The organism is Oribacterium sp. oral taxon 102, from assembly GCF_013394775.1.
Lineage (GTDB): Bacteria > Bacillota > Clostridia > Lachnospirales > Lachnospiraceae > Oribacterium.
In genome coordinates this window covers 1900018-1923062 of the sequence record NZ_JABXYT010000001.1, presented here as the reverse complement: position 1 = coordinate 1923062, position 23045 = coordinate 1900018, and the positions used below count along the sequence as shown (strand labels likewise).

The 23045-nt window shown below is 56.2% G+C and carries 18 protein-coding genes; 17 read left to right on the top strand and 1 reads right to left on the bottom strand.

Annotated elements, in window-relative coordinates:
• Positions 1-142: 142 nt before the first annotated feature.
• The 9 genes from HW273_RS08665 (at position 143) to HW273_RS08625 (ending at position 11584) form a co-directional block, all read left to right on the top strand.
• Positions 143-781, top strand: a complete 639-nt coding sequence (locus HW273_RS08665; protein WP_179011552.1) for an RpiB/LacA/LacB family sugar-phosphate isomerase — start codon at positions 143-145, stop codon at positions 779-781.
• A 368-nt stretch (positions 782-1149) separates the two neighbouring features.
• Complete coding sequence (locus HW273_RS08660; RefSeq protein WP_179011550.1) at positions 1150-3732, top strand: transglycosylase domain-containing protein; 2583 nt, start codon at positions 1150-1152, stop codon at positions 3730-3732.
• Positions 3733-3791: 59 nt separating this feature from the next.
• Entirely contained in the window at positions 3792-4406 is a 615-nt protein-coding gene (locus HW273_RS08655) for a YigZ family protein (RefSeq protein WP_179011548.1), read from the top strand.
• A gap of 82 nt (positions 4407-4488) precedes the next feature.
• The gene (typA, locus tag HW273_RS08650) at positions 4489-6327 is read left to right on the top strand and encodes a translational GTPase TypA (RefSeq protein ID WP_179011545.1); all 1839 of its coding nucleotides are present in this window, start codon (positions 4489-4491) and stop codon (positions 6325-6327) included.
• A gap of 84 nt (positions 6328-6411) precedes the next feature.
• Positions 6412-7296: a 4-hydroxy-tetrahydrodipicolinate synthase gene (dapA, locus tag HW273_RS08645; protein WP_179011543.1), complete on the top strand. Its 885-nt coding sequence runs from the start codon at positions 6412-6414 to the stop codon at positions 7294-7296.
• Between the two features lie 292 nt (positions 7297-7588).
• A complete protein-coding gene (gene dapB, locus HW273_RS08640; RefSeq protein WP_179011541.1) occupies positions 7589-8344 on the top strand; it encodes a 4-hydroxy-tetrahydrodipicolinate reductase in 756 nt (251 codons plus the stop codon).
• Positions 8345-8369: 25 nt separating this feature from the next.
• The gene (gene purB, locus HW273_RS08635) at positions 8370-9806 is read left to right on the top strand and encodes an adenylosuccinate lyase (RefSeq protein ID WP_179011539.1); all 1437 of its coding nucleotides are present in this window, start codon (positions 8370-8372) and stop codon (positions 9804-9806) included.
• Between the two features lie 222 nt (positions 9807-10028).
• Positions 10029-10214, top strand: coding sequence for a phosphate ABC transporter substrate-binding protein (locus HW273_RS08630; RefSeq protein ID WP_179011537.1), 186 nt, complete (start codon positions 10029-10031; stop codon positions 10212-10214).
• A gap of 83 nt (positions 10215-10297) precedes the next feature.
• The gene (locus tag HW273_RS08625; protein WP_179011535.1) at positions 10298-11584 is read left to right on the top strand and encodes an adenylosuccinate synthase; all 1287 of its coding nucleotides are present in this window, start codon (positions 10298-10300) and stop codon (positions 11582-11584) included.
• A gap of 71 nt (positions 11585-11655) precedes the next feature.
• Here the strand turns inward: HW273_RS08625 and HW273_RS08620 are convergent, their stop codons facing one another.
• Positions 11656-12972, bottom strand: a complete 1317-nt coding sequence (locus HW273_RS08620) for an ATP-binding protein (RefSeq protein WP_179011533.1) — start codon at positions 12970-12972, stop codon at positions 11656-11658.
• Between the two features lie 428 nt (positions 12973-13400).
• Here HW273_RS08620 and HW273_RS08615 point away from each other — a divergent pair, with 428 nt between their 5' ends.
• The 8 genes from HW273_RS08615 to ilvN (HW273_RS08580) all read left to right on the top strand — a co-directional run bounded on the left by HW273_RS08615 (position 13401) and on the right by ilvN (HW273_RS08580) (position 23007).
• Positions 13401-14696, top strand: coding sequence for an ATP-binding protein (locus tag HW273_RS08615; RefSeq protein WP_179011531.1), 1296 nt, complete (start codon positions 13401-13403; stop codon positions 14694-14696).
• 166 nt (positions 14697-14862) lie between these two features.
• The gene (locus HW273_RS08610) at positions 14863-15390 is read left to right on the top strand and encodes a cysteine hydrolase family protein (protein WP_179011529.1); all 528 of its coding nucleotides are present in this window, start codon (positions 14863-14865) and stop codon (positions 15388-15390) included.
• 936 nt (positions 15391-16326) lie between these two features.
• Positions 16327-17982: a biosynthetic-type acetolactate synthase large subunit gene (ilvB, locus tag HW273_RS08605; RefSeq protein ID WP_179011527.1), complete on the top strand. Its 1656-nt coding sequence runs from the start codon at positions 16327-16329 to the stop codon at positions 17980-17982.
• A gap of 12 nt (positions 17983-17994) precedes the next feature.
• The gene (gene ilvN, locus HW273_RS08600; protein WP_179011525.1) at positions 17995-18243 is read left to right on the top strand and encodes an acetolactate synthase small subunit; all 249 of its coding nucleotides are present in this window, start codon (positions 17995-17997) and stop codon (positions 18241-18243) included.
• Positions 18244-18483: 240 nt separating this feature from the next.
• On the top strand, positions 18484-19497 hold the full coding sequence (gene ilvC, locus HW273_RS08595; protein ID WP_179011523.1) for a ketol-acid reductoisomerase: 1014 nt from the start codon (positions 18484-18486) through the stop codon (positions 19495-19497).
• A gap of 147 nt (positions 19498-19644) precedes the next feature.
• A complete protein-coding gene (ilvA, locus tag HW273_RS08590) occupies positions 19645-20844 on the top strand; it encodes a threonine ammonia-lyase (protein WP_179011521.1) in 1200 nt (399 codons plus the stop codon).
• A 40-nt stretch (positions 20845-20884) separates the two neighbouring features.
• Positions 20885-22519: a biosynthetic-type acetolactate synthase large subunit gene (ilvB, locus tag HW273_RS08585; RefSeq protein WP_179011519.1), complete on the top strand. Its 1635-nt coding sequence runs from the start codon at positions 20885-20887 to the stop codon at positions 22517-22519.
• On the top strand, positions 22519-23007 hold the full coding sequence (ilvN, locus tag HW273_RS08580) for an acetolactate synthase small subunit (protein WP_179011517.1): 489 nt from the start codon (positions 22519-22521) through the stop codon (positions 23005-23007). Before ilvB (HW273_RS08585) ends, ilvN (HW273_RS08580) begins: the two co-directional genes overlap by 1 nt.
• Positions 23008-23045: the final 38 nt, after the last annotated feature.

Below are 23045 nucleotides of genomic sequence, written 5' to 3'. Positions count from 1 at the left end.
CGGGCAATAAGTACAGGGCTTTTCCTTTGCTTTTAAGAGCCTCCGGGCATCCTCTGCCCTCGGGCTCCGCTCTTGCTTTTTTCTTGCGGATACAGTAAAATGTCTTACAGTTGGTAAACTGGTTTATAAAGGAGTAGAGAAGATGAGAATTGCACTAATCAACGAGAATAGTCAGGCAGCGAAAAATCCGCTGATTTATCAGGCGCTCCGGAAGGTTGCGGATAGACTGGGCTATGAGGTGGACAACTACGGGATGTACAGCGCGGAGGACAGCGCGCAGCTTACCTATGTGCAGAACGGAATCCTCGCGGCGGCGATCCTGAATGCGGGCGCAGCGGACTTTGTCGTGACTGGCTGCGGCACGGGAGAGGGCGCGATGCTCGCGCTGAATTCCTTTCCGGGCGTGATCTGCGGACATGTCGAGTCTCCACTGGATGCGTATACCTTTGCGCAGATCAATGACGGCAATGCGATTGCGCTTCCGTTCGCGCTCGGCTTCGGCTGGGGCGGCGACCTGAATCTCGAATACATTTTCGAGAAGCTCTTCTCCGAGCCGTTCGGCGGCGGATACCCGAAGGAGAGAGTCGTGCCGGAGCAGAGGAACAAGAAGATCCTCGATGAGGTGAAGAAGCACAGCTACCGCCAGAATCTCGTGGAGATCTTCCGCGAGCTCGATCCGGAGCTTGTCAGAGGTGCCTTCGCAGGAGAGAAATTCTCCGAGCTCTTCTTTGCGCACTGCAAGGACGCAGAGATCGGCGATTATATCCGCTCCATTCTCTGAGGTGCGGGGGAAGCAGGGGGGCACTGATTACTTCCATGTCGGAGGCTTCGGCACCATCAATCATATAAGTCCTGCGAGCTGCTCCGCTTCTTCGAAGCTCTCGAGCTGCTTCGCTTCTTCGAAGTTTTGTGTGCTGCTCCGCATCTTTGAGGTTCTGCGCGCTGCTCCGCTTCTTCGAAGCTCTCGCATCGCGAACAGAGAAGCAATTCCAGGCGGAACATTCGACGAAAACCGGGAAGGGAGCCGGGGGATAGGGGAAAACGACAAATCGTTTTGCCATATCCCCCTTTTTTATTGCAAAGGGTTTTCAACTTCGCTATACTTTATACGAAAAAATATGTTCGTTTCCCGGATGCGAAAGGCAGAAGATGAAATATACCCGTTACCATATCGAAAACACGCTCTATGAGATGGAGAGCCCATGGATCCGGATCTGGCACCGCTTTACCGGTTTTCTGGGCGCAGCCCTCCTCATGGGTGTGATCGTATCGATCCTGCTCGCCGGAGCGCTGGGCTTCGGGATGTTCCGCGGGATATTGGATTCGGCGCCGGATATCCATACGATACACATCGGGCCGACCGCCTATGCGACGAAGACCTACGACAGGGACGGAAATCTGGTGGCGACGCTGGTGACGGAGGGCTCTAACCGGGAACGGGTCAGCTATGAGGAGATTCCGAAGGATCTGGTCAATGCCTTCGTCGCCATCGAGGACGAGCGCTTCTGGCAGCACAACGGTATCGACCTGAAATCTATTCTGCGTGCGGCGAAGGGCGTGCTCTCCAATGACGAGGGAGCCGGCGGCGGCTCTACGCTGACCCAGCAGCTCCTGAAGAATAATGTCTTCGGCGGCGGGCTCCACGAGAGCGGCTTCCAGCGTTATGTTCGAAAATTTCAGGAGCAGTATCTCGCGCTGGAGATCGAGAACCAGCCGGAGCTTTCGAAGCAGACGGTGAAGGAGAGCATCCTGACAGAGTATCTGAACACGATCAACCTCGGCGCCAATACGCTGGGAGTCAAGGTGGCGGCGCGCCGCTACTTCAATAAGGAGGTATCTGAACTGACCCTCTCCGAGTGTACTGTCATTGCCGCGATCACAAAGAATCCCTCCCGCCTGAACCCGATCACGCATCCGGAGAACAATGCACTGCGACGGAAGCAGGTGCTGAAAAATATGCTGGAGCAGGGCTATATCACAGAGCAGCAGTATGAGGCGGTGCTGGCGGATGATGTTTACACACGGATACAGAATGTCAATACCCAGATCCGGGAACGGGGCAGCACCTATTCCTACTTCACGGACGAGCTGACGGAGCAGGTCATGGAGGCGCTGGAGCAGCGTCTCGGCTATACGAAGGAGCAGGCGGCGAAGCTCCTGTATTCCGGCGGCCTCAGCATCTATACGACGCAGGATCCGAAGATACAGGCGATCGTAGACGAGGAGGTCAACAATCCGGACAACTACGATACGAAGAAATATTCCCTGAGCTGGAGACTGACGATTTCGCACAGCGACGGAACGGTGGTCAACTATTCGGAGAAGGATCTGCTCCGCTATATCACCGAGGTGCGGGGCATCTCCTTCAACGGGCTCTACAAGTCGGAGGAGGAAGCCGAAAGCTATGTGGAGCAGTACAGGGAGAGTCTGCTCCTCTCGGACGACCGCGTTCTCGGCGAGCGCTTCGATACGACGCTGGAGCCGCAGGTATCCTTCGTGCTGATGGATCCGCACAGCGGGGAGGTGCTGGCGATTTCCGGCGGACGGGGAGAGAAACGGGCGAGCCTCTCGCTGAACCGTGCGACCAATACGCTGCGGCAGCCGGGCTCGACCTTCAAGGTCGTGAGCGCTTTCGCTCCGGCGATCGACAAATACGGCGCAACGCTCGCCACGACCTATTATGACAGCGAGTATACGCTCGGACAGAAGACCTTTCGGAACTGGTATTCCGGCGGATATCTGGGCTATCAGAGCATTCGGGACGGCATTATTTATTCGCTGAATATCGTAGCGGTGCGCACGCTGATGGAGACGGTGCAGCCGAAGAACGGCAGAGCCTACGCGGAGTCGCTGGGGATCACCTCTCTGACGGATGAGGACGAGAGCGGTGCACTGGCACTCGGCGGACTGCGGAGAGGGGTTTCCAATCTGGAACTCACGCAGGCGTACAGTGCGATCGCGAACGACGGGAAGCTCAATCGGGCGAAGTTTTTCACGAAGATCGTGGATCAGGACGGGAAGGTACTGATTGATACGACAGAGGATGCTCCGGAGCAGGTGATGCAGGAGAGCTCTGCCTACCTCCTGACGGATGCGATGAAGGATTCCATGCTGCCGCACCGGGCGTTCGCCGCCTCGCTAAGTGTCAGCTCGACTTCGACCAGAGCCCATTTCGACGGGATGAGCCTTGCGGGGAAGTCAGGCACCACAACAAATAACCGGGATATCTGGTTTGTGGGCTTCTCTCCCTACTATATCGGCGGTATCTGGGGCGGCTGCGATGAGAACCAGTCCCTCCGCGATGCGAAGACCGGAGAGTATAATGGCGGCACAGGCTACCACAAGGACATCTGGCGGAAGATCATGAGCCGCGTACATGAAGGCTTGTCCGATCCGGGATTCCCGGAGCCGGAGGGGATTGTGCAGGCACGGGTCTGCCGGAAGTCGGGGCTTATGCCGACAGAGGGCTGTTACAGAGATTACCGCGGCAGCGCGGTAATCACAGAGCTGTTCGCTGCCGGTACCGAGCCGAAGCTGCACTGTGATGTCCATACGAGCTGGGGTGCTGTCCTTCCGCCGCGGGGCGAGGAGGGGAAGTATACGGATGACAGGTACTTCGAGCCGGAGCCGGAGACAGAGGAGAAGCCCTCCGGAGAAGAGGGTGACAGCGTAATCATCGGAGAGGGCCCGACAAACAACCATGACGGCAGCCCGATCATCAGCGGTGCGTAGAGGGTTCCGCAGGGATATCCGTCGCAGAGCTCCGGCGGCAGTAGAGAGGGGAAGCGGATTTGAAGTATGTAAGGGAAAAGTCCACCGGAGAATATGAGGAGAAGAAGTCACGCTTTTTCGCGGAGCTCTTTCCGATTTCTTCGGAGACGGAGGCAGAGGAGCGGCTTGCCTCCGTGCGGAAGCGCTACTATGACGCGCGGCACCATTGCTATGCCTATGTGCTGGGACGGAACTGTGAGACGCAGAAGCAGTCGGACGACGGAGAGCCCTCGCAGACGGCGGGATTGCCGATCCTCGGCGTCCTGAAGGGGGAAGAGCTCCGGGATGCGCTTCTGGTCGTGACGCGCTACTTCGGCGGAACCCTGCTCGGAACCGGCGGACTGGTGCGCGCCTATACTGCAGCCGCGAAGGAGGCAGTGCGGAACGCTGTGCTTATGGAGGCGGTGTGCGGTTACCGCGGAACCGCCGAGTTTGACTATACGCTGCTGGGGAGGCTGCGCTATCTCACGGAGCGGCTGTCTATCCGAGAGGAGAGCACCGACTATACAGACAAGGTGCGGGTGAGCTGGCTGATTCCGGAGGAGGCGCTCCCGTCCTTCGAAAAACAGCTTGAGGAGCTCGGACACGGCGGCATTTCACTTGAAATAGAAAGAACACAGTGGTATACTCTGTGAGTTTGAGCGGAGAGATTTCCCATCAGGGAAATCCGGAGCGAACTTGCGTCCCGGCGGAGAGGATAAAGAAGGAAGTCAGAAAATGTCAGAGAGAAGAGAAGATATCAGAAACGTGGCGATCATTGCCCATGTCGATCACGGCAAGACGACGCTGGTGGATGAGCTTTTGAAGCAGTCCGGCGCGTTTCGTGAGAATCAGGAGGTCGGCGTCCGCGTCATGGACTCCAACCCACTGGAGAGGGAACGAGGCATCACGATTCTGTCCAAGAATACCGCCATTTCCTATAACGGCACGAAGATCAACATTATCGATACGCCGGGGCACGCGGATTTCGGTGGAGAGGTAGAGCGCATCCTGAAGATGGTGAACGGCGCGATCCTGCTCGTCGATGCCTATGAGGGCCCGATGCCGCAGACCCGCTTCGTGCTCCAGAGAGCGCTGGATCTGCGGCTCCCGGTGCTGGTTGTCATCAACAAGATCGACAAGCCGATGGCACGTCCGAAGGAAGTCGTGGACGACGTACTGGAGCTGATGATGGATCTGAATGCCAGCGATGAGCAGCTGGACTGCCCCTTCCTCTTCGCCTCCTCCAAGAACGGCTATGCGAAGAGAAATCTGGAGGATCCGGAGACGGATATGAAGCCGCTCTATGAGACCATTCTCGATTACATCCCGGCACCGGAGGGCTCGGAGAGTGCGCCGATGCAGCTTCTGGTATCCACGATTGACTACAATGAGTTCGTGGGACGGATCGGGATCGGTAAGGTGGAGAACGGTACGATCCGCGTGAATCAGGATGCGGTCGTCGTGAACCATCACGATCCGGACAAGAAGAAAAGGGTTCGGATCACGAAGCTCTATGAATTCAACGGTCTGCAGAAGGCCGATGTAGATATGGCGCGCTTCGGCGATATCGTGGCGGTTTCCGGCATTGAGGATCTTCATGTGGGAGATACGATCTGCAGTCCGGAGAACCCGGAGCCGATCCCGTTCCAGAAGATCTCCGAGCCGACCATTTCCATGGACTTCATGGTCAATGATTCCCCGCTCGCGGGCACGGAGGGGAAGTTCGTGACCTCCCGCCATATCCGCGACCGTCTGTTCCGGGAGCTGAATACAGATGTTTCGCTTCGTGTAGAGGAAACCGATACGCCGGACTGCTTCAAGGTTTCCGGGCGCGGCGAGCTGCATCTCTCGGTGCTTGTGGAGACGATGCGGCGCGAGGGCTTCGAGTTCGCGGTTTCCAAGGCGGAGGTTATCTTCCGTACCGATGAGGCGGGCAGAAAGCTGGAGCCGATGGAGATCGCCTATATTGATGTTCCGGACGACTGCACCGGCGCAGTTATCCAGAAGCTGACGCAGAGAAAGGGGACACTCAATGGAATGAGCCCGCTCGCAACCGGCTATACGCGGCTGGAATTCGAGATTCCGTCCCGCGGACTGATCGGATACCGCGGCGAGTTCATGACCGATACCAGGGGCAACGGTATCCTGAATACGGAATTTGACGGCTACGGAGAGTACAGGGGGGAGCTTGCATACCGGCATCAGGGCTCGCTGATCGCCTTCGAGCAGGGCGAGGCGGTGACCTACGGTCTTTTCCAGGCACAGAACCGCGGTACGCTCTTCATCGGACCGGGAGAGAAGGTCTACAGCGGCATGGTGATCGGGCAGAGCCCGAAGTCGGAGGATATCGAGCTGAATGTCTGCAAGACCAAGCATCTGACCAATACCCGTACCTCCAGCTCCGACGAGGCGCTGAAGCTGGTTCCGAAGAAGCTCATGTCACTGGAGCAGTGTATCGACTTCATTGACAATGACGAGCTTCTGGAGGTGACGCCGGAGAGTCTCCGCATCCGTAAGAAGATTCTGGATCCGACGCTTCGGAAGAGAGCAGGCTTCGCCCGTAAGCAGGGATAAACGGGAGCTGAGACACTTAGAGGCGCGGGTATCGGAATCGACGAATTTACAACAGTTCAGGTAAGCAGAAGAGGAGGATTTCACATGGCTGTATTTCAGGGCGCCGGCGTGGCGCTGATTACGCCGTTCCATGCGGACGGTTCCGTGAACTATGAGAAGCTTGCCGAGCTGCTCGAGGAGCAGATCGCGGGCGGTACTGATGCGATCATCGCCTGCGGCACGACGGCGGAGGCGGCGACGCTCTCTGAAGAGGAGCACAGCGAAGTGATCCGTTATTGTGTCAGGGTGGTGAACCATAGGATCCCTGTAATCGCAGGCACCGGATCGAACTGTACAGCTACCGCCGTGAAGCTTTCACGGGAGGCAGAGGCGGCAGGCGCGGACGGACTGCTGCTCGTGACGCCGTACTACAATAAGGCGACGCAGGACGGGCTGTTCCGCCATTTCGCACAGATTGCGGAATCGGTGCGGATCCCGTGCATCCTCTACAATGTGCCGTCCCGTACCGGTATGACGATACTGCCGGAGACGATGGCGAGGCTCTATCATGAGGTGGAGAACATCGTCGGCGTGAAGGATGCGACCGGCAACATCGCGATGAGCTCTGCTCTGATGGCGCTCGTGGATGAGCGCTTCGAGCTCTTCTCCGGCAATGACGACGAGATCGTCCCGCTGCTCTCCATCGGCGGCTCCGGTGTGATTTCCGTCCTCTCCAACATCGCGCCGCGGCAGACCCACGAGATCTGTCAGCGCTGGTTCGACGGCGATATCGCGGGTGCCCGCAGGGAACAGCTCCGCGCGCTGCCGCTGATCCGCGCGCTCTTCTCCGAGGTCAATCCGATCCCGGTCAAGGCAGCGGCGAATCTGATGGGGATGGAAGTCGGCTCCCTCCGCCTCCCGCTGACGGATATGGAGGAGAAGAACCGGGAGGTTCTGGAAAAAGAGATGAAGAAGTACGGCATCCTCTGATGCCTTGTTTCGGCAGAGAGCAGTTCTTGAGGGCTGCTCTCTTCTGCTGACAGCACTGCCCGCCGGCAGCGCATCGGACGGTACGGCGGGAGAGCCGCTGTGTTCATAATACATGCAGCAGTTCAGAGAAGCGGCGCGCAGGACGGATACGATTGGCAGTGCCGAAGCTTTCGGCATGGAGCTTCGAATTTATAGCAATCGTTTCCGCTTCGGCGGATTATGAATGGCTTACCTGAGCTGCTGCTGATTCGTCGCATAAGTATATAGCATTCAAGAGAGGTAGGGAGAGAAAATGCTGAAAATCTTACTGCATGGTGCGCTGGGGGTGATGGGAGGTAATGTTGCGCGTGCCGTCGAAGGGGATGCGGGCGTGCAGATCGTCGCAGGCGTGGATCGCATCGCCTCTTCGACGGAGGGCTTTCCGGTCTATGATGATTTCTCGAGGGTGAGGGAGGATTTCGATGTCGTCGTCGACTTCTCCGCCGCCGCTGCGGTTGATGGATTGCTGGACTTCATGGAGCATAGCGGAAAGCCGCTCGTGCTCTGTACGACAGGGCTTTCGGAGCTGCAGCTTAGGAGAGTGGAGGAGCTGTCGAAGCGTACAGCGATTCTCCGCAGTGCGAATATGTCCATCGGCGTAAATTTGCTGCTCGAGCTGGTACAGACTGCGGCGCGAAAGCTCTTTGAGAAGGGCTTTGACATCGAGATCGCAGAGCAGCATCACCGGCGCAAGACGGACGCTCCCTCTGGGACGGCGATGGCGCTTGCTGACGCAGTCAATGCGGCGCTTGCCGGTCAGATGCGCTATGTCTATGGGAGAGCCGACCGGCGGATGGCGCGTCCGAGAGAGGAGATCGGCATCAGCTCGATACGCGGCGGAAGCATCGCCGGCGTGCATGATGTGATTTTTGCCGGAGAGGATGAGGTCATCACTTTGAATCATACCGCCTATTCCAGAGCAATCTTTGCACAGGGGGCATTGACGGCGGCGAGGTTCCTGCAGGGGCAGGCGCCGGGGCTCTATAGTATGCAGGACGCGCTCGCGTAATTACAGACGAAGAAGGAGAAGAGTCATGGCAGATCACAGCCGCTATACAAGTCCGCTTACCGGACGCTATGCTTCCGAGGAAATGCAGTATATTTTTTCACAGGACTTCAAGTTCCGCACCTGGCGGAGGCTTTGGGTCGCGCTGGCGGAGACGGAGCGGGAGCTCGGACTTCCCATCACGGAGGAGCAGATTTCGGAGCTTCGGGCGCATCAGGACGAGATCAACTATGCGGAGGCGGAGAAACGGGAGCAGGAGGTTCGGCATGATGTGATGAGTCATGTCTATGCCTACGGACTGCAGTGCCCGAACGCCAGAGGCATCATTCATCTCGGTGCGACCTCCTGCTATGTCGGGGACAATACGGATCTCATCACGATGCGGGAGGGGCTGCAGCTTCTTCGAAAGAAGCTGCTCAATGTGATGCAGGAGCTCTCGGATTTCGCGATGAAATACAGGGCGCTTCCGACGCTTGCCTTCACGCATTTCCAGCCGGCGCAGCCGACGACGGTCGGAAAGAGGGCGGCACTCTGGCTGCATGATCTCCTGCTTGATCTGGAGGAGCTGGATTTCGTGCTGGAGAGTCTCCGGCTTCTGGGCTCCAAGGGTACGACCGGCACACAGGCCTCCTTTCTCGAGCTCTTCGACGGGGATCATGCGAAGTGCCGGGAGCTCGACTGCAGAATCGCGAGGAAGATGGGCTTCCCGGGCTGCTATCCGGTTTCCGGACAGACCTATTCCCGCAAGGTGGATTTCCGCGTGCTCTCCGTGCTTTCCGGCATTGCCCAGTCCGCGCATAAGTTTACGAATGATATCCGTATGCTGCAGCACATGAAGGAGGTGGAGGAGCCCTTCGAGAAGCAGCAGATCGGTTCCAGTGCCATGGCATACAAGCGGAATCCGATGCGCTCCGAACGAATTGCCTCTCTCGCCGACTTCGTGATGAGCGACCTGATGAACCCGATGCTGGTGGCGTCGACCCAGTGGTTCGAGCGGACGCTGGATGACTCCGCCAACAAGCGCCTGTCCGTACCGGAGGGCTTCCTCGCAATCGACGGTATCCTCGAGCTCTACCTGAATGTCGTAGACGGGCTCGTGGTCTACCCGAAGGTGATCGAGAAGCATCTGATGGCGGAGCTGCCGTTCATGGCGACCGAGAATATCATGATGGACGCGGTCAAGGCAGGCGGCGACCGGCAGGAGCTGCATGAGCGCATCCGCCGTCTCTCGATGGAGGCAGGGCGGAATGTTAAGGTGGAGGGGAAGGACAACAATCTCCTCGAGCTGATTGCGGCTGATCCCTCCTTCCAGCTCTCGCTCGAGCAGCTTCGGGCGGCAATGCAGCCGGAGCGCTATGTCGGACGTGCGCCGGAGCAGACGGAGGAATTCATCAGGGAAGTGATTCATCCGATCCTTGAGAAGAACAGAGGACTGCTCGGGCTCCGCGCGGAGATCAGGGTCTGAGAAATGCCGGCTTTCCTTGAAAAGCGCTGGAAATCAGGGTATAATATGAGCGGTTCTGCGCCGGGGGATAGGGAATAGCGCGAAGAGTGCAAGGCGGGTCGAAGGTATGAGAATCGCAGGGCATCCATGATGCAAAACGATCCATTCGAGGGCATGTAGGGACTGCAGCAGAATACTGCCTGCGGCTTCATAGAGGGCGGCAGAGAAGGACGGGGGGAAGAGATGGAGTGGAAGAGGCTTTTGGCGCGGCTCGCGCTGGTTCTGATCGGGCTGCTGCTTCTCCTGCTGCTCTTCTTCGCCTTTACCGGCGCGCCGCAGGAATACATGCTGGCGATTCTTTTCGGAATGATGGTTGTGCCCTCTGTAATCTATATCTTCATCTGGTTCGCGGGACTGACGAAGAAATAGCGTTTTCACACAATTCCTCCTCCACGAATCCGGCGCTCCGCTCGAAGGGAGGCTGAAAAGGTGGAGAGAAACAGGAGAAAAAAATGGTTCGAGCAATCGTAGGTGCAAACTGGGGCGACGAGGGCAAGGGGAAGATCACCGATATGCTGGCGGAGACCTCGGACATCGTGGTGCGCTTTCAGGGCGGAGCCAATGCGGGGCATACCATCATCAATGATTATGGGCGCTTTTCCCTGCATCTGATGCCCAGCGGGATCTTCTACCGGCATACGACCTGTGTGCTTGGCAACGGTGTGGCACTGGATATCCGCAAGTTTGTGGAGGAGCTGCAGGCGATTGTTGCGGCCGGCGTTCCGGAGCCGCGGATCCTCGTCTCCGACCGTGCACAGGTAATGATGCCGTATCATAAGGCGCTGGATGCCTATGAGGAGGCGCGGCTCGCCGGGAAGAGCTACGGCTCGACGAAGTCCGGCATCGCGCCCTTCTTCTCCGACAAATACGCGAAGATCGGGCTGCAGGTGGCGGAGCTTTTCGACGAGACGGTGCTGACAGAGCGTCTCCGCAAGGTAATCGAGATCAAGAACGCGCTGCTGGAGGGACTCTACCATGCGGAACCGCTGTCCTATGATGTGCTGCTCGCCGAGCTGCACGCCCAGCGGGATCTGATCGCCCCGTTTGTCGCGGATACCTCCAGGTTCCTCAGGGAAGCGCTCAGGAAGGGCAAGACCGTACTTCTCGAGGGGCAGCTCGGAACCATGAAGGATCCGGATCACGGCATCTACCCGATGGTAACCTCCAGCTCGACCCTCGCTGCCTACGGCGCGGTCGGCGCGGGGATTCCGCCCTATGAGATCAAGGACATCATTGCGGTGACGAAGGCATATTCCTCCGCAGTCGGCGCGGGCGACTTCGTATCCGAGCTCTTCGGAGAGGAGGCGGAGGAGCTTCGCAGAAGAGGCGGGGACAAAGGCGAGTACGGCGCGACGACAGGGCGTCCGCGGAGAGTCGGCTGGTATGATGCCGTCGCCTCGAAGTATGGATGCCAGCTGCAGGGCGCGACCGAGGCGGTACTGACTGTGCTCGACCCGCTGGGCTATCTCCCGGAGCTGAAGGTCTGCGTCGGGTATGAGATCGACGGAGAGATCACGACAGATTTCCCGGTCACCACGAAGCTGAACCGCGCAAAGCCGGTCTATGAGACGCTTCCGGGCTGGCAGTGCGATATCCGCGGCATCAAAAGCTATGAAGCGCTGCCGGAGAACTGCCGGAGCTATATCGACTTTATCGAAAAGCACATCGAGACACCGATCACGATGGTCTCCAACGGACCGGAGCGGGAAGCGATTCTTCACAGAACTCCGAAGCTTTGAGGAAGGAAGAGGGAGTGTAAAAAAGCGATTGCACGGGCAATCGCTTTTTTCATGGAAAAGGGAAGCACAGGCTATAAGGACAGCCTCGGTGCGAGTGAATTGATGAACTGCTGCGCGATCCGCCCTGTACAGCCGCCTTTTCGAACTGACCAGGTATTGGCACGGCGGATCAGCTCTTCGTCGGAGAGCAGGATGTCGTAACGTGCCGCGAGCTTTCGTACGATCTGGAGATACTCCTCGTGCGTCGGACGGGAGAAGAGGATATTCAGCCCGAAGCGATCCACGAGCGAGAGCTTCTCCTCTACCGTATCAGAGTGGTGCAGATCCTCCTGATCGATCATATCTTTCCGGTCGGAGAGGTTCTCCTTGATGAGGTGACGGCGGTTCGAGGTCGCCACGATCATAATATTGTCCGGTCTCGTCTCGAAGCCGCCCTCGATGACCGCCTTCAGATACTTGTATTCGATCTCGAATTCCTCGAAGGAGAGGTCGTCCATGAAGAGGAGGAAGTGATAGTTCCGGCTCTTCACCTGCGAGATCACTTGCGAGAGGTGTCGGAACTGGTGCTTGTAGATCTCGATCAGCCGAAGCCCCTGCGGATAAAATTCATGCAGCGCCGCCTTCACCGAGGTGGATTTGCCGGTACCGGCATCGCCGTAGAGCAGCATATTATTGAAGGCTCGTCCCTCGAGAAAGGCGCCTACGTTTCCGCGGATCAGAGCCTTCTGGGACTCATAGCCGAGCAGATCCTCGAAGTGCACCTGTTCCAGATTGTGGATCGGCTCCAGCTCCGACGTGCCGTCCGGCAGCTCCCGGATGCGGAACGCCTTATTGAGACCGAGGAGCCCGACCCCGTAATCCCGGTAGAAATCCTGCATCAGCTGCGGCAGTGCGGCAGAGTCCTGCATCAACCGTTCTCTCAGACTGTTGACGATCTCCGAGAGGGAGCGAAAATACATTCGTTCGTTTTTCTGCACGGCATGATAATGCCGGAGGGTAGAGAGCACGGCGGTTCCGAGCTTCTCCTCGAGGGAGGAAAAATCATAATGCAGGAGAGCATGGATCTTCTTGAGATCCATCTCGAAAAGATCCGCGGCGGAGCCGTTCGGCATTTCCCGTTTCTCGCTGACGAGAGCCAGCGGATGCTCGTCGGTCATCATACGCCAGGTAAGGTAACCGCCCCAGAGGTCGTCGCGGAAGCCGTAGCGGGTAGCTGTCTCGAGAATATGGTGCACCTCCGAGAAAAGCCGTGCACGGAGCGCGGAGAGATGTGCGGCATCCTCCGCAGCGCTGTATTCTGCTTCGGAAAGGATCTCCGCAATCTGCCGGAGCACCGGATCTGTTTTCAGGCTGTCAAAAAGAATCAGTTCAGATAATAAGGCTTTCATTTCCTTCCATTTCCTCTCTTTTCTCTCTTTCCCCGTAGTTCTTCGCCTAAGGCGGGAATGCTTCGATACGGCAGGCTTTTCCCGAAGTATAGCACAGCGGAAATCAGACCGGTAGCGGGAAATCGGAGGAAAGGTGCTATAATTTAGACTGAATTATTTTAACTTGCAAAGACATGGCAGGACGAGGTGGACTTATGAGAATTTCCTACAACAGACTATTAAGTGGGTGTATTTGTGTGAGAAGGTGTGAGTCGTGCCGGGTTTGCCAAAGACAACGGAATTCAGCAAAAAATACAAGGCTTGAAATAAAAAGGTGGAAATCCACCTGATTTTTTTATCTATTATTGATTGGCTTACCGATTTATGATAGAATAAACTCGAAATAAAAAGGCGGAAATCCACCTGAATTATTCTTGTGAGGCAGTTATATGAGAATTGAACGAGATTATTATCTAAAGAAAATTATAGATAAAAGAGAAAACGGCAGGATAAAGATTATTACGGGGATAAGAAGATGTGGGAAATCATATCTATTATTTAATTTGTACCAAGAGTACCTATTGTCTAAAGGCGTCAAAGAAAATCAAATTATATCTATTGCACTTGATGAAATAGATAATCTTGAATATAGAAATCCATTCAGATTGAACGAGTACATTAAGGAAAAAACTAAAAATAGAAGTACAAAATACTATATTTTCATTGATGAAATTCAATTATCTATTGCGGTGAGGAATCCTTATGTGGATAGTAAAGAAAAGAATGTAACCTTTGTTGATGTCTTGCTCGGGCTTATGAAACAGAGCAATTTGGACATTTATGTAACAGGCAGTAATTCTAAAATGCTTTCATCCGATGTGCTGACACAGTTTAGAGATCGCGGTGATGAGATACATGTAAATCCTTTATCATTTGCGGAAGTTTACGATTTGCATGAAAACAAAGAGTCAGCTTTTGAACATTATACCGTATATGGAGGCATGCCGTATATTTATAGCTTAAAAAGCGATGAGGAAAAAAATCAATACTTGAAGGACTTATTTAGGGAAACATATATAAAGGATATTCTTGAAAGAAATAACATACAAAATGAGAAGGAGGTACTTGAATTACTCCTTGACTTCACATCTTCCGCCATTGGTTCACTCACCAATCCGACTAAACTTTCAAGAAGATTTTTGTCAGAGAAGCAGATAAAAATATCTTCCAATACTATTTCCAAATATCTTAGTTTCTTTGAGGAGGCATATGTTATATACCATGCCAACAGATATGATGTTAAGGGTTCAAGATACTTTTCAACGCCGCTTAAATATTATTTTGCAGATATAGGTCTTAGAAATGCAAGATTAAATTTCAGGCAGGTAGAAGACACACATATTATGGAAAACATCATCTATAACGACTTGCTTCGTAGAGGATACAATATAGATGTCGGTGTGGTAGAACACGATTTTAAGAAAGACGGAAACAGAAGAAAGGTTCAGCTTGAGGTTGATTTTGTCATAAACAAAGGACATCAAAGGTACTATATACAATCAGCTTTGAATGTAGACAGTACAGAGAAAAGAGAACAAGAAACGGCATCACTTAAGAAAATAGATGATTCATTTAAAAAGATTGTTATTGTAAGGAAGCACATTATTCCTAAACATGATAATGATGGTATTTTATACATTGGAGTAGAGGATTTTTTGCTTAATGAGGCAATCATAGATTTATAAAAATATTTTGTGTCATTCGCCTGACACGAGAGGGCTCAGGCGAGCTTGTCTATGATGTGGTGGACAGTTACCAGAGCCTGCTGGATTTGGTAGCGAAGTAAGGTGATATACGAACGCTGCACCCCCCGTGGCTTGAGCGAAGCACTAAAAAAATGAGGACAAAGAGATGAGAAAAATACTGGTTGTCATCGACATGCAGAACGATTTTATAGATGCCGCGCTGGGGACGAAGGAAGCGATCGCTATCGTGGAGGCCGTGAAGGAGAAAATCCGGTCTTATCCTGCGGCAGATGTGATCGCCACCATGGATACCCACGGTGCCAATTACATAGAGACACAGGAGGGAAGGTACCTGCCGGTGCCGCATTGCATCAAAGGTTCGGACGGCTGGCAGATCCGTCCGGAGATTGCAGAGCTTTTGGCCGGTGCGAAGATCTATGAGAAAATGACCTTTGGCAGCCTGGCGTTGGCTGCGGATTTGATGATGATCGCCTCGCGAGAGGAGATTGAGCTGGAGCTGATCGGCCTCTGCACGGATATTTGTGTGGTTTCCAATGCGCTTTTGCTTAAGGCTTCCATGCCGGAGGTGAAGATTTCCGTGGATGCTGCCTGCTGTGCCGGGGTTACGCCGGAGAAGCACCTGGCCGCGCTGGATACCATGCGTTCCTGCCAGATCCAGATCATAAACGGGTGACGGCGTTGCGGTATGAGAACATTACTACGGGAATATTTACAGATCGTCCCAATCGGTGCATCGCCCATGTGGAGGTGAATGGCCGGACGGAGACTGTCCATGTGAAGAACACCGGGATCCGGACGGATGGTGTGACGGAGGTCAGGTAGAGCCGGGCAGTTTGGTGATTCTGCCGGGAGTGGAGCTTGAAGAGCGGTGTAAAAAATAGAGCGTCATGAGAATTGCGATATAGGAGCCATAACCGATTTATTGTTGACAGCCCTGATATTCCGTGGGATAATAACGAAAAATCAGGAAAGGGAGACGCAGGGCTGTGAATATTACCATGATTCTATCCGTCATTATGATTCTGGTGAACATTATTGTCGTGGACAGTAATGGCTGTTTGCGTCACGCTTTTCAGGGTAGATAAAGAAAGCAGGATTCCAAACCCTTACAGCGTTGCGCAGCGCTGTAAGGGTTTTTTACTGCATAAGTCCCCGGACGGCAAACATGCGGATGCCGTGCTTGCATGGGCAGACGCATGTTTATCGGACGGGACAACAGGTATGAGAGCGTAGAAGTCTGCCATCAGGCAGACTCGGAGCGTAATTGACCACATCTCGAAGAGGTGTGCCTCCCAACTGCCCCGATCAGAGATCGGGGCAGCCACGCGGCTTTGAGCGGTTCAGAGCAATCGCTTGCGATTGCTACACTGAGGGAGGTCGGCTGAAGCCTCCCGGGCGAAGCCGAGTCGCACGAAGCGATGCGGAAGCATCGCGAAAGTGCGAATAGCTGTCAGCGGCACGAAAGCAGCGAAGCCGCGAAGTGCCGCGAGGACTTATGCAGAAAGAGTGAGAGGATCCGGCTTGCTTGCAGAAGCATTTGACGATATGACGGGACAAGAATTAAAGCGGAGATTCGCAGGACACGAAAACGGAGACGGGGGAGAGGGAGATGAAACTGAATGGCGCCAGAATATTGATCGAGGAGCTGATCCGACAGGGCGTGGACACGGTCTTCGGTTATCCGGGCGGTGCGGTGCTGAATATCTATGACGAGCTTTACAAGTGCAGCGATCGAATCGACCATGTTATCAGCGCGCATGAGCAGGGCGCATGTCATGCGGCGGACGGCTATGCGAGAGCCTCCGGCAAGACCGGCGTCGTGATCGCGACCTCCGGACCGGGGGCGACGAACCTCGTGACCGGTATCGCCAATGCAAACCTCGATTCCGTGCCGCTGGTCGCCATCACCGGTAATGTTTCGATGCAGGCGCTGGGCAGGGACAGCTTTCAGGAAGTAGATATTGTCGGCATTACCCAGCCCATCGTGAAACACAACTTCATGGTGCGCGATGTGACAGAGCTGGAGCAGACGATACAGGAAGCGTTCCTGATTGCGAATGCGGGCAGGAAGGGGCCGGTGCTGATCGACATTCCGAAGAACGTGCAGACCGGAGAATGTGAGTATGGGATTGCCGTGGTGCCGCGAATGCCGGAGAAGGCGAAGCTGACCTATCACAGGGACAAGGTGCTCGAGGCGATCCGGACTGCCGAGCGGCCCTTCATCTACTGCGGCGGCGGCGTTCTCGCGGCGGATGCGGGGGAGGAGCTGCTGGAGCTTTCGCGGCGGCTGGACGCGCCGGTCGGGCTCAGCATGATGGGCAGGACGGCATTGTCCGATTCCTATGAGTACAATCTGGGGCTATGCGGGATGCATGGAAATTATGCGGCGAGCAAGGCGCAGGCGGAATGCGACCTGCTGATCGCGGTCGGCGTCCGTTTCTCGGATCGGGCGACCGGAGATCCGGAGGAATACCGCAGCAAGTGCACCGTCATTCACATTGATATTGACAAGGCGGAGCTCGGCAAGAATATCCGGCCGGATCTCTCGGTGCAGGGAGATGTGAAGGAGATTCTCCGGGATCTTCTCCGGGATCTCTCCGGCGTGCGGCACCCCGCGTGGAGGGAGGCAATTGAGGAGTATAAGCAGACTGTGGTTCCGGATCGACCGGGCGAGTTCTATCCGAAGAGCATCATTGAGACGGTACGGCGGCATACGGAGGATGACACGGTAGTGGCGACCGATGTCGGGCAGCACCAGATGTGGACGGTGCAGTATTATCATTTCGAGAAGCCGCACACGCTGCTGACCTCAGGCGGGCTCGGAACGATGGGCTACGGGCTCGGTGCCGCGATCGGCGGCTGTATCGGCTCCGGAAGGAGACGTACAGTGCTCTTCACCTCCGAGGGTTCCTTCGGGATGAATCTGAATGAGCTCTGTACGGTAGTGAGTCAGGAGCTGCCGATCCTCATCATTCTGCTCAACAACAATGTCCTTGGCATGGTGCGGCAGTGGCAGGGAATTTTCTATGGAGAACGCTATTCCCAGACAACGCTGGATCGAAAGACGGACTTTCCTGCATTGGCACGGGCGTTCGGACTGCCGGGCTACCGCGTTGAGACGCTTTCGGAGCTGGAGCGGGTGCTCACGGAGATCGACGGCGCGGGAGGGCCTGCACTGCTGGACTGCCATATCGATATGGATGAGAAGGTGCTTCCTATGATTCCGCCGGGGCAGTCGATCAAATCGATTATCTTAAAGGGATGAGAGAGGAAAAGTATGAGCAAATTCACCATTGAGCTCTGGGTTAATAACTGCTTCGGCGTACTGAACCGGATCACCGGACTCTATGCGCGCCGCTGCTACAATATCGAATCCATCAATGCCGGGCCGACCGAAATTCCGGGCGTGACCCACATTGAAATCGTATCCACCGGAGACGACTATATGCGGACGCAGGTCGTCGCGCAGCTTGAGAAGCTCTATGATGTGCGGAAGGTGGAGATCACGAAGGAGGACCGGTCCTGAGACCGGAGAGACAGAGTTTTAAGCAGAATGCTTTGAATGAGGCAAAATGCTTTTAACGAGGGAATGCCGATGCTGCCGAAAAGTCCGCCCGCCAGCGGCGCGTGAGACAGGGATAAATCGGCGCTTTCCCAAATCCCTATTAGGAATGGTGCAGCGCCGCCGCATCGCGAAGCGGTATGACGGCGAAGGCGCTGAACGATTCCCCCATTTTAATGCTGCCTAAGGGCGAGAGGAGAGAAAATGGCTGTTATGTACTACGAGAGAGACTGTGACCTTAATTTACTGAATGGGAAGAAGGTGGCGATTATCGGCTACGGCTCGCAGGGACATGCCCATGCGCTGAACCTGAGAGACAGCGGTGTGGATGTAGTCATCGGTCTGTACGAGGGGGCGAAGAGTGCGGTGAAGGCAAGAGAGGACGGCTTCACGGTGCTGACGACCGCGGAGGCGGCGGAGGCGGCGGATATCATTATGATCCTCGTCAATGATGAGAAGCAGGCGGCGCTCTACCGCAGCGATATCGCGGCGAATCTCTCCGCGGGCAAGACCCTCGCCTTTGCGCATGGCTTCAACATTCATTACAGCTGCATTGTCCCGCCGAAGGATGTTAATGTCATCATGATTGCGCCGAAGGGACCGGGGCATACGGTACGCTCCCAGTATGTGGACGGGAAAGGCGTTCCCTGCCTCGTCGCCTGCTATCAGGATCCCGCAGGGAACTCTATGGATGTGGCGAAGGCATATGCGGCGGGCATCGGCGGTGCGAGAGGCGGGATTCTCGAGACGACCTTCAAGGAGGAGACGGAGACCGATCTCTTCGGAGAGCAGGCAGTGCTCTGCGGCGGTGTCTGTGCGCTGATGGAGGCGGGCTTCAATACGCTCGTAGAGGCAGGCTACAAGCCGGAGAACGCCTATTTCGAGTGTATCCATGAGATGAAGCTCATTGTAGACCTGATCTTCAATGCGGGCTTCGAGGGCATGCGGTATTCCATCTCCGACACCGCAGAGTACGGCGACTACATTACCGGACCGAAGATCATCGGAGACGAGGTGAAGAAGGCGATGAAGCAGGTGCTTTCCGATATTCAGGACGGCAGCTTCGCGAAGGACTGGATCCTCGAGAATCAGGCAGGACGGCCGCATTACAATGCGATGAAGGCGGCGCACGCAGCGACACCGGCATCCGAGACCGGACGGGATCTTCGTGCGAAGATGGGCTGGAAGCAGGTGCAGGATCTCGACAACGCGAGATAAGCGGAGACAAAAAGAAGCAATCGCAAGCGATTGCTCTGAACGGCTCAAGGCTCTTCGCCAGAGGTTTATCACAGGGCTTGTCCTGCGATAAACCGCGTGGCGCTCCCAATCAGAGATTAGGGCAGAATAGGGAAAAGAGGGAAAACCATGGCAGAATTAACCCTTGACCGGGTTTATCAGGCGGCGCATGCCCTCCGTCCGGTCATCAACAGGACGGAGCTCGTACATGCGACGCGCATCGATACGGACTGTGATCTCTATCTGAAGACGGAGAATCTCCAGAATACCGGTTCCTTCAAGATCCGCGGCGCGTACTTCAGGATCTCGACGCTCAGCGAGGAGGAGAGAGAGAGGGGGGTAGTGGCGTGCTCTGCCGGGAATCATGCGCAGGGCGTCGCCCTCGCGGCGACGAAGGCAGGCGTGAAGTCCACGATCTTCCTGCCTGCGACCGCGCCGATCTCGAAGGTCGAGGCGACCAAGGGCTACGGCGCGGAGGTGCGGCTGATCGACGGCGTTTATGACGACGCTTATCATGCCGCAGCGGCGTATCAGCAGGAGAGCGGGGCGGTCTTTGTCCACCCCTTCAACGATATTGATGTCATCGCCGGACAGGGAACGATCGGGCAGGAGATCTGTGAGCAGCTCGCGGATGCGGATGCGGTGCTCGTCCCCGTCGGCGGCGGCGGGCTGATCTCCGGCGTCTCCTTCGTAGTGAAGAAGCTGAACCCGCGCTGCAGGGTCTACGGCGTGCAGGCGGCGGGCGCGCCCTCCATGGAGCACGCCTTCCATGCGCACAGGATGGAGGCGCTGGACAGCGTACACACCTTCGCGGACGGCATCGCCGTGAAGCAGCCGGGGGATCTGACCCTCCCGTTGGTGTCGCAGTATGTGGATGAGATCGTGACCGTCAGTGACGACGAGACGGCAGCGGCGATCCTGACGCTGCTGGAGAAGCAGAAGGTCGTCTCGGAGGGGGCAGGTGCGGTTTCCGTCGCGGCGGCGCTCTTCCATAAGCTCCCGCTCGCGGGCAAGAAGGTCGTCTGCATCGTTTCCGGCGGCAATATCGACGTAAACATCCTCTCCCGCGTCATTACCCGGGGTCTGATGAAGACCGGGCGCAAGGCAAGTCTCACGCTGGAGCTCCTCGACAAGCCGGGACAGCTGGAGGAGGTGTCCTCTATCATTGCACATCTGGGCGCAAATGTGACGAAAGTCGATCACAACAGCACGGAGGAGGACACGGACATCAACGGCTGCTACCTCACCGTACAGATGGAAACGAGGGATTTCGAGCATATAGAGGAGATCCGCAGCGAGTTCGTGCGGAGGGGCTTCAAGCTCGTATGAGTCCGGGAGCAGCGCTCCGGCAGAGAAAGGTTGGGAAAGCATGAACGGTGCGGATATACTGGCGAAGTGTCTGGAGCAGGAGCGGGTAGAGTACGTCTTCGGCTATCCGGGGGTGGCGATCGCGCCCTTCTATGACAGCATCCTGAATACGGAGATCCGGACGATCCTCGTCCGCACGGAGCAGAATGCCGCGCATGAGGCGAACGGCTACGCGCGGATCAGCCGGAAAGTCGGCGTCGCCGCTGTCACCTCCGGGCCGGGTGCGACCAATATCATCACCGGGATCGCGACTGCCTTCGCGGACAGCATTCCGCTGGTGGTGCTCACGGGACAGGTGGACAGTCAGCTGCTCGGCTCCGATGTCTTTCAGGAGGCGGACATCTGCGGCGCCTGCGAGTCCTTCGTGAAGTACAGCTACCTCGTGCGGCGGGCATCGGACATCCCGCGGATCCTGCGGGAGGCGTTCTATATCGCGAATTCCGGGAGGAGGGGACCGGTGCTCATCGACATCCCGATCGACGTGCAGAGGATGCAGGTCGAGGACTTCATTTATCCGGAGGAGGTAAAGCTCCGCACCTATCGTCCGACCGTGCAGGGCAATGCCGTACAGATCAAAAAAATGTTCCGGCGGCTGGAGGAGGCGAAGCGCCCGATCATCTGTATCGGAGGCGGCGTCCAGCTCGCGGGAGCCGCGGAGCGGGTCAAGCTCTTCGCGGATCGGAACCAGATCCCCGTGGTCTGCACCATGATGGGCATCGGGGTGATGGAGACGAACAACCCGCTCTACTTCGGCATGGTCGGCAACAACGGCAAGAGCTACGGGAACCGTGCCATGAATGAGGCGGATGTGATCATCATGGTAGGTGCGCGCGTGGCGGATCGCTCGATTTCCCAGCCCGATCTCATCACGGAGAACAAGACCTTCGTCCACATCGACGTCGATCCTGCGGAGATCGGGAAGAATGCGGGACCGGAGATCCCGCTGGTAGGGGATATCGCGAGCGTCTTCGACGCCTTCAATACGCAGGAAATCCGGACAGACTATTATGACTGGCTCGAGAGGCTGCGGGGCTACCGAAGGGAAGCGGAGGAGAAGCACGCTGCGAAGCTGCTCGAACGCATACAGTGCGCGGAGCAGGTAACGCCGGAGGAATTCGTCTACAAGCTTTCGATGAAGATGGAGCGGGACAGCGTCTATGTCGCGGATGTCGGGCAGAACCAGCTCTGGTCCTGCGCCAGCTATCAGATGCGGAACGGGCGCTTCCTGACCTCCGGAGGAATGGGAACGATGGGCTACGCCATCCCGGCGGCGATGGGCGCGAAGCTCGCCGATCCGAGGCGGCAGGTCGTCGCGGTCTGCGGCGACGGCTCCTTCCAGATGAGCTTCATGGAGCTTGCGACGATGCGGCAGTATGATATCCCTGTCAAGATCGCCGTGCTGAAGAACGGCGTGCTCGGTCTGGTACGGCAGTACCAGCATTTTACCTATCATGACCGTTTCTCCGTGACAGATCTCGACGGCAGCCCGGAGCTCTCGAAGATCGCTGAGGCATACGGAATGCGCTTCCTCCATATCCGAAGCAATGCGGAGCTGGAGGAGAAGCTCGCAGACTTCCTCTCGGGGCAGGACTCCGTGCTGCTGCAATGCGATGTGGACAGATCGGAGGTGGCGTGATGAGGAGGATCTATTCCGTACTCGTGGAGAACCGCGCCGGTGTGCTGGCGAAGGTGGCGGGGCTGTTCTGGCGGCGCTGCTTCAACATTGACTCCCTCGCGGTGGGGGAGACGGAGGATCATGCCGTCTCCAATATGGTGATCGTGTCCAGCGGCGACGAGAGAACTCTCGAGCAGATCGAGAAGCAGCTCAATAAGAAGCTGGATATTATCAAGGTACGAACCTTCCGGGAGGAGGAGGGCATCTGCCGCGAGCTCGTGCTGGTGAAGATCCGCTACAACCGTGATAACCGGAAGGATATCATGGAGAATTGCCAGATCATGGGCGCGCGGATTGTGGATCTCGGTAAGAGCTATATGACGATACAGATGTGCGATACCCCGGAGCGCATTCAGATGTTTTTGGACACCCTCCGCTCCGTCAGCATCGTGGAGCTCGCCCGCACCGGAACCCTCGCCCTTCTGAAGATCGGCAGTCAGGAGAGCTAGAGAAAGCGCGGATTCGCCGACAGAGCTGCGGATTAAGG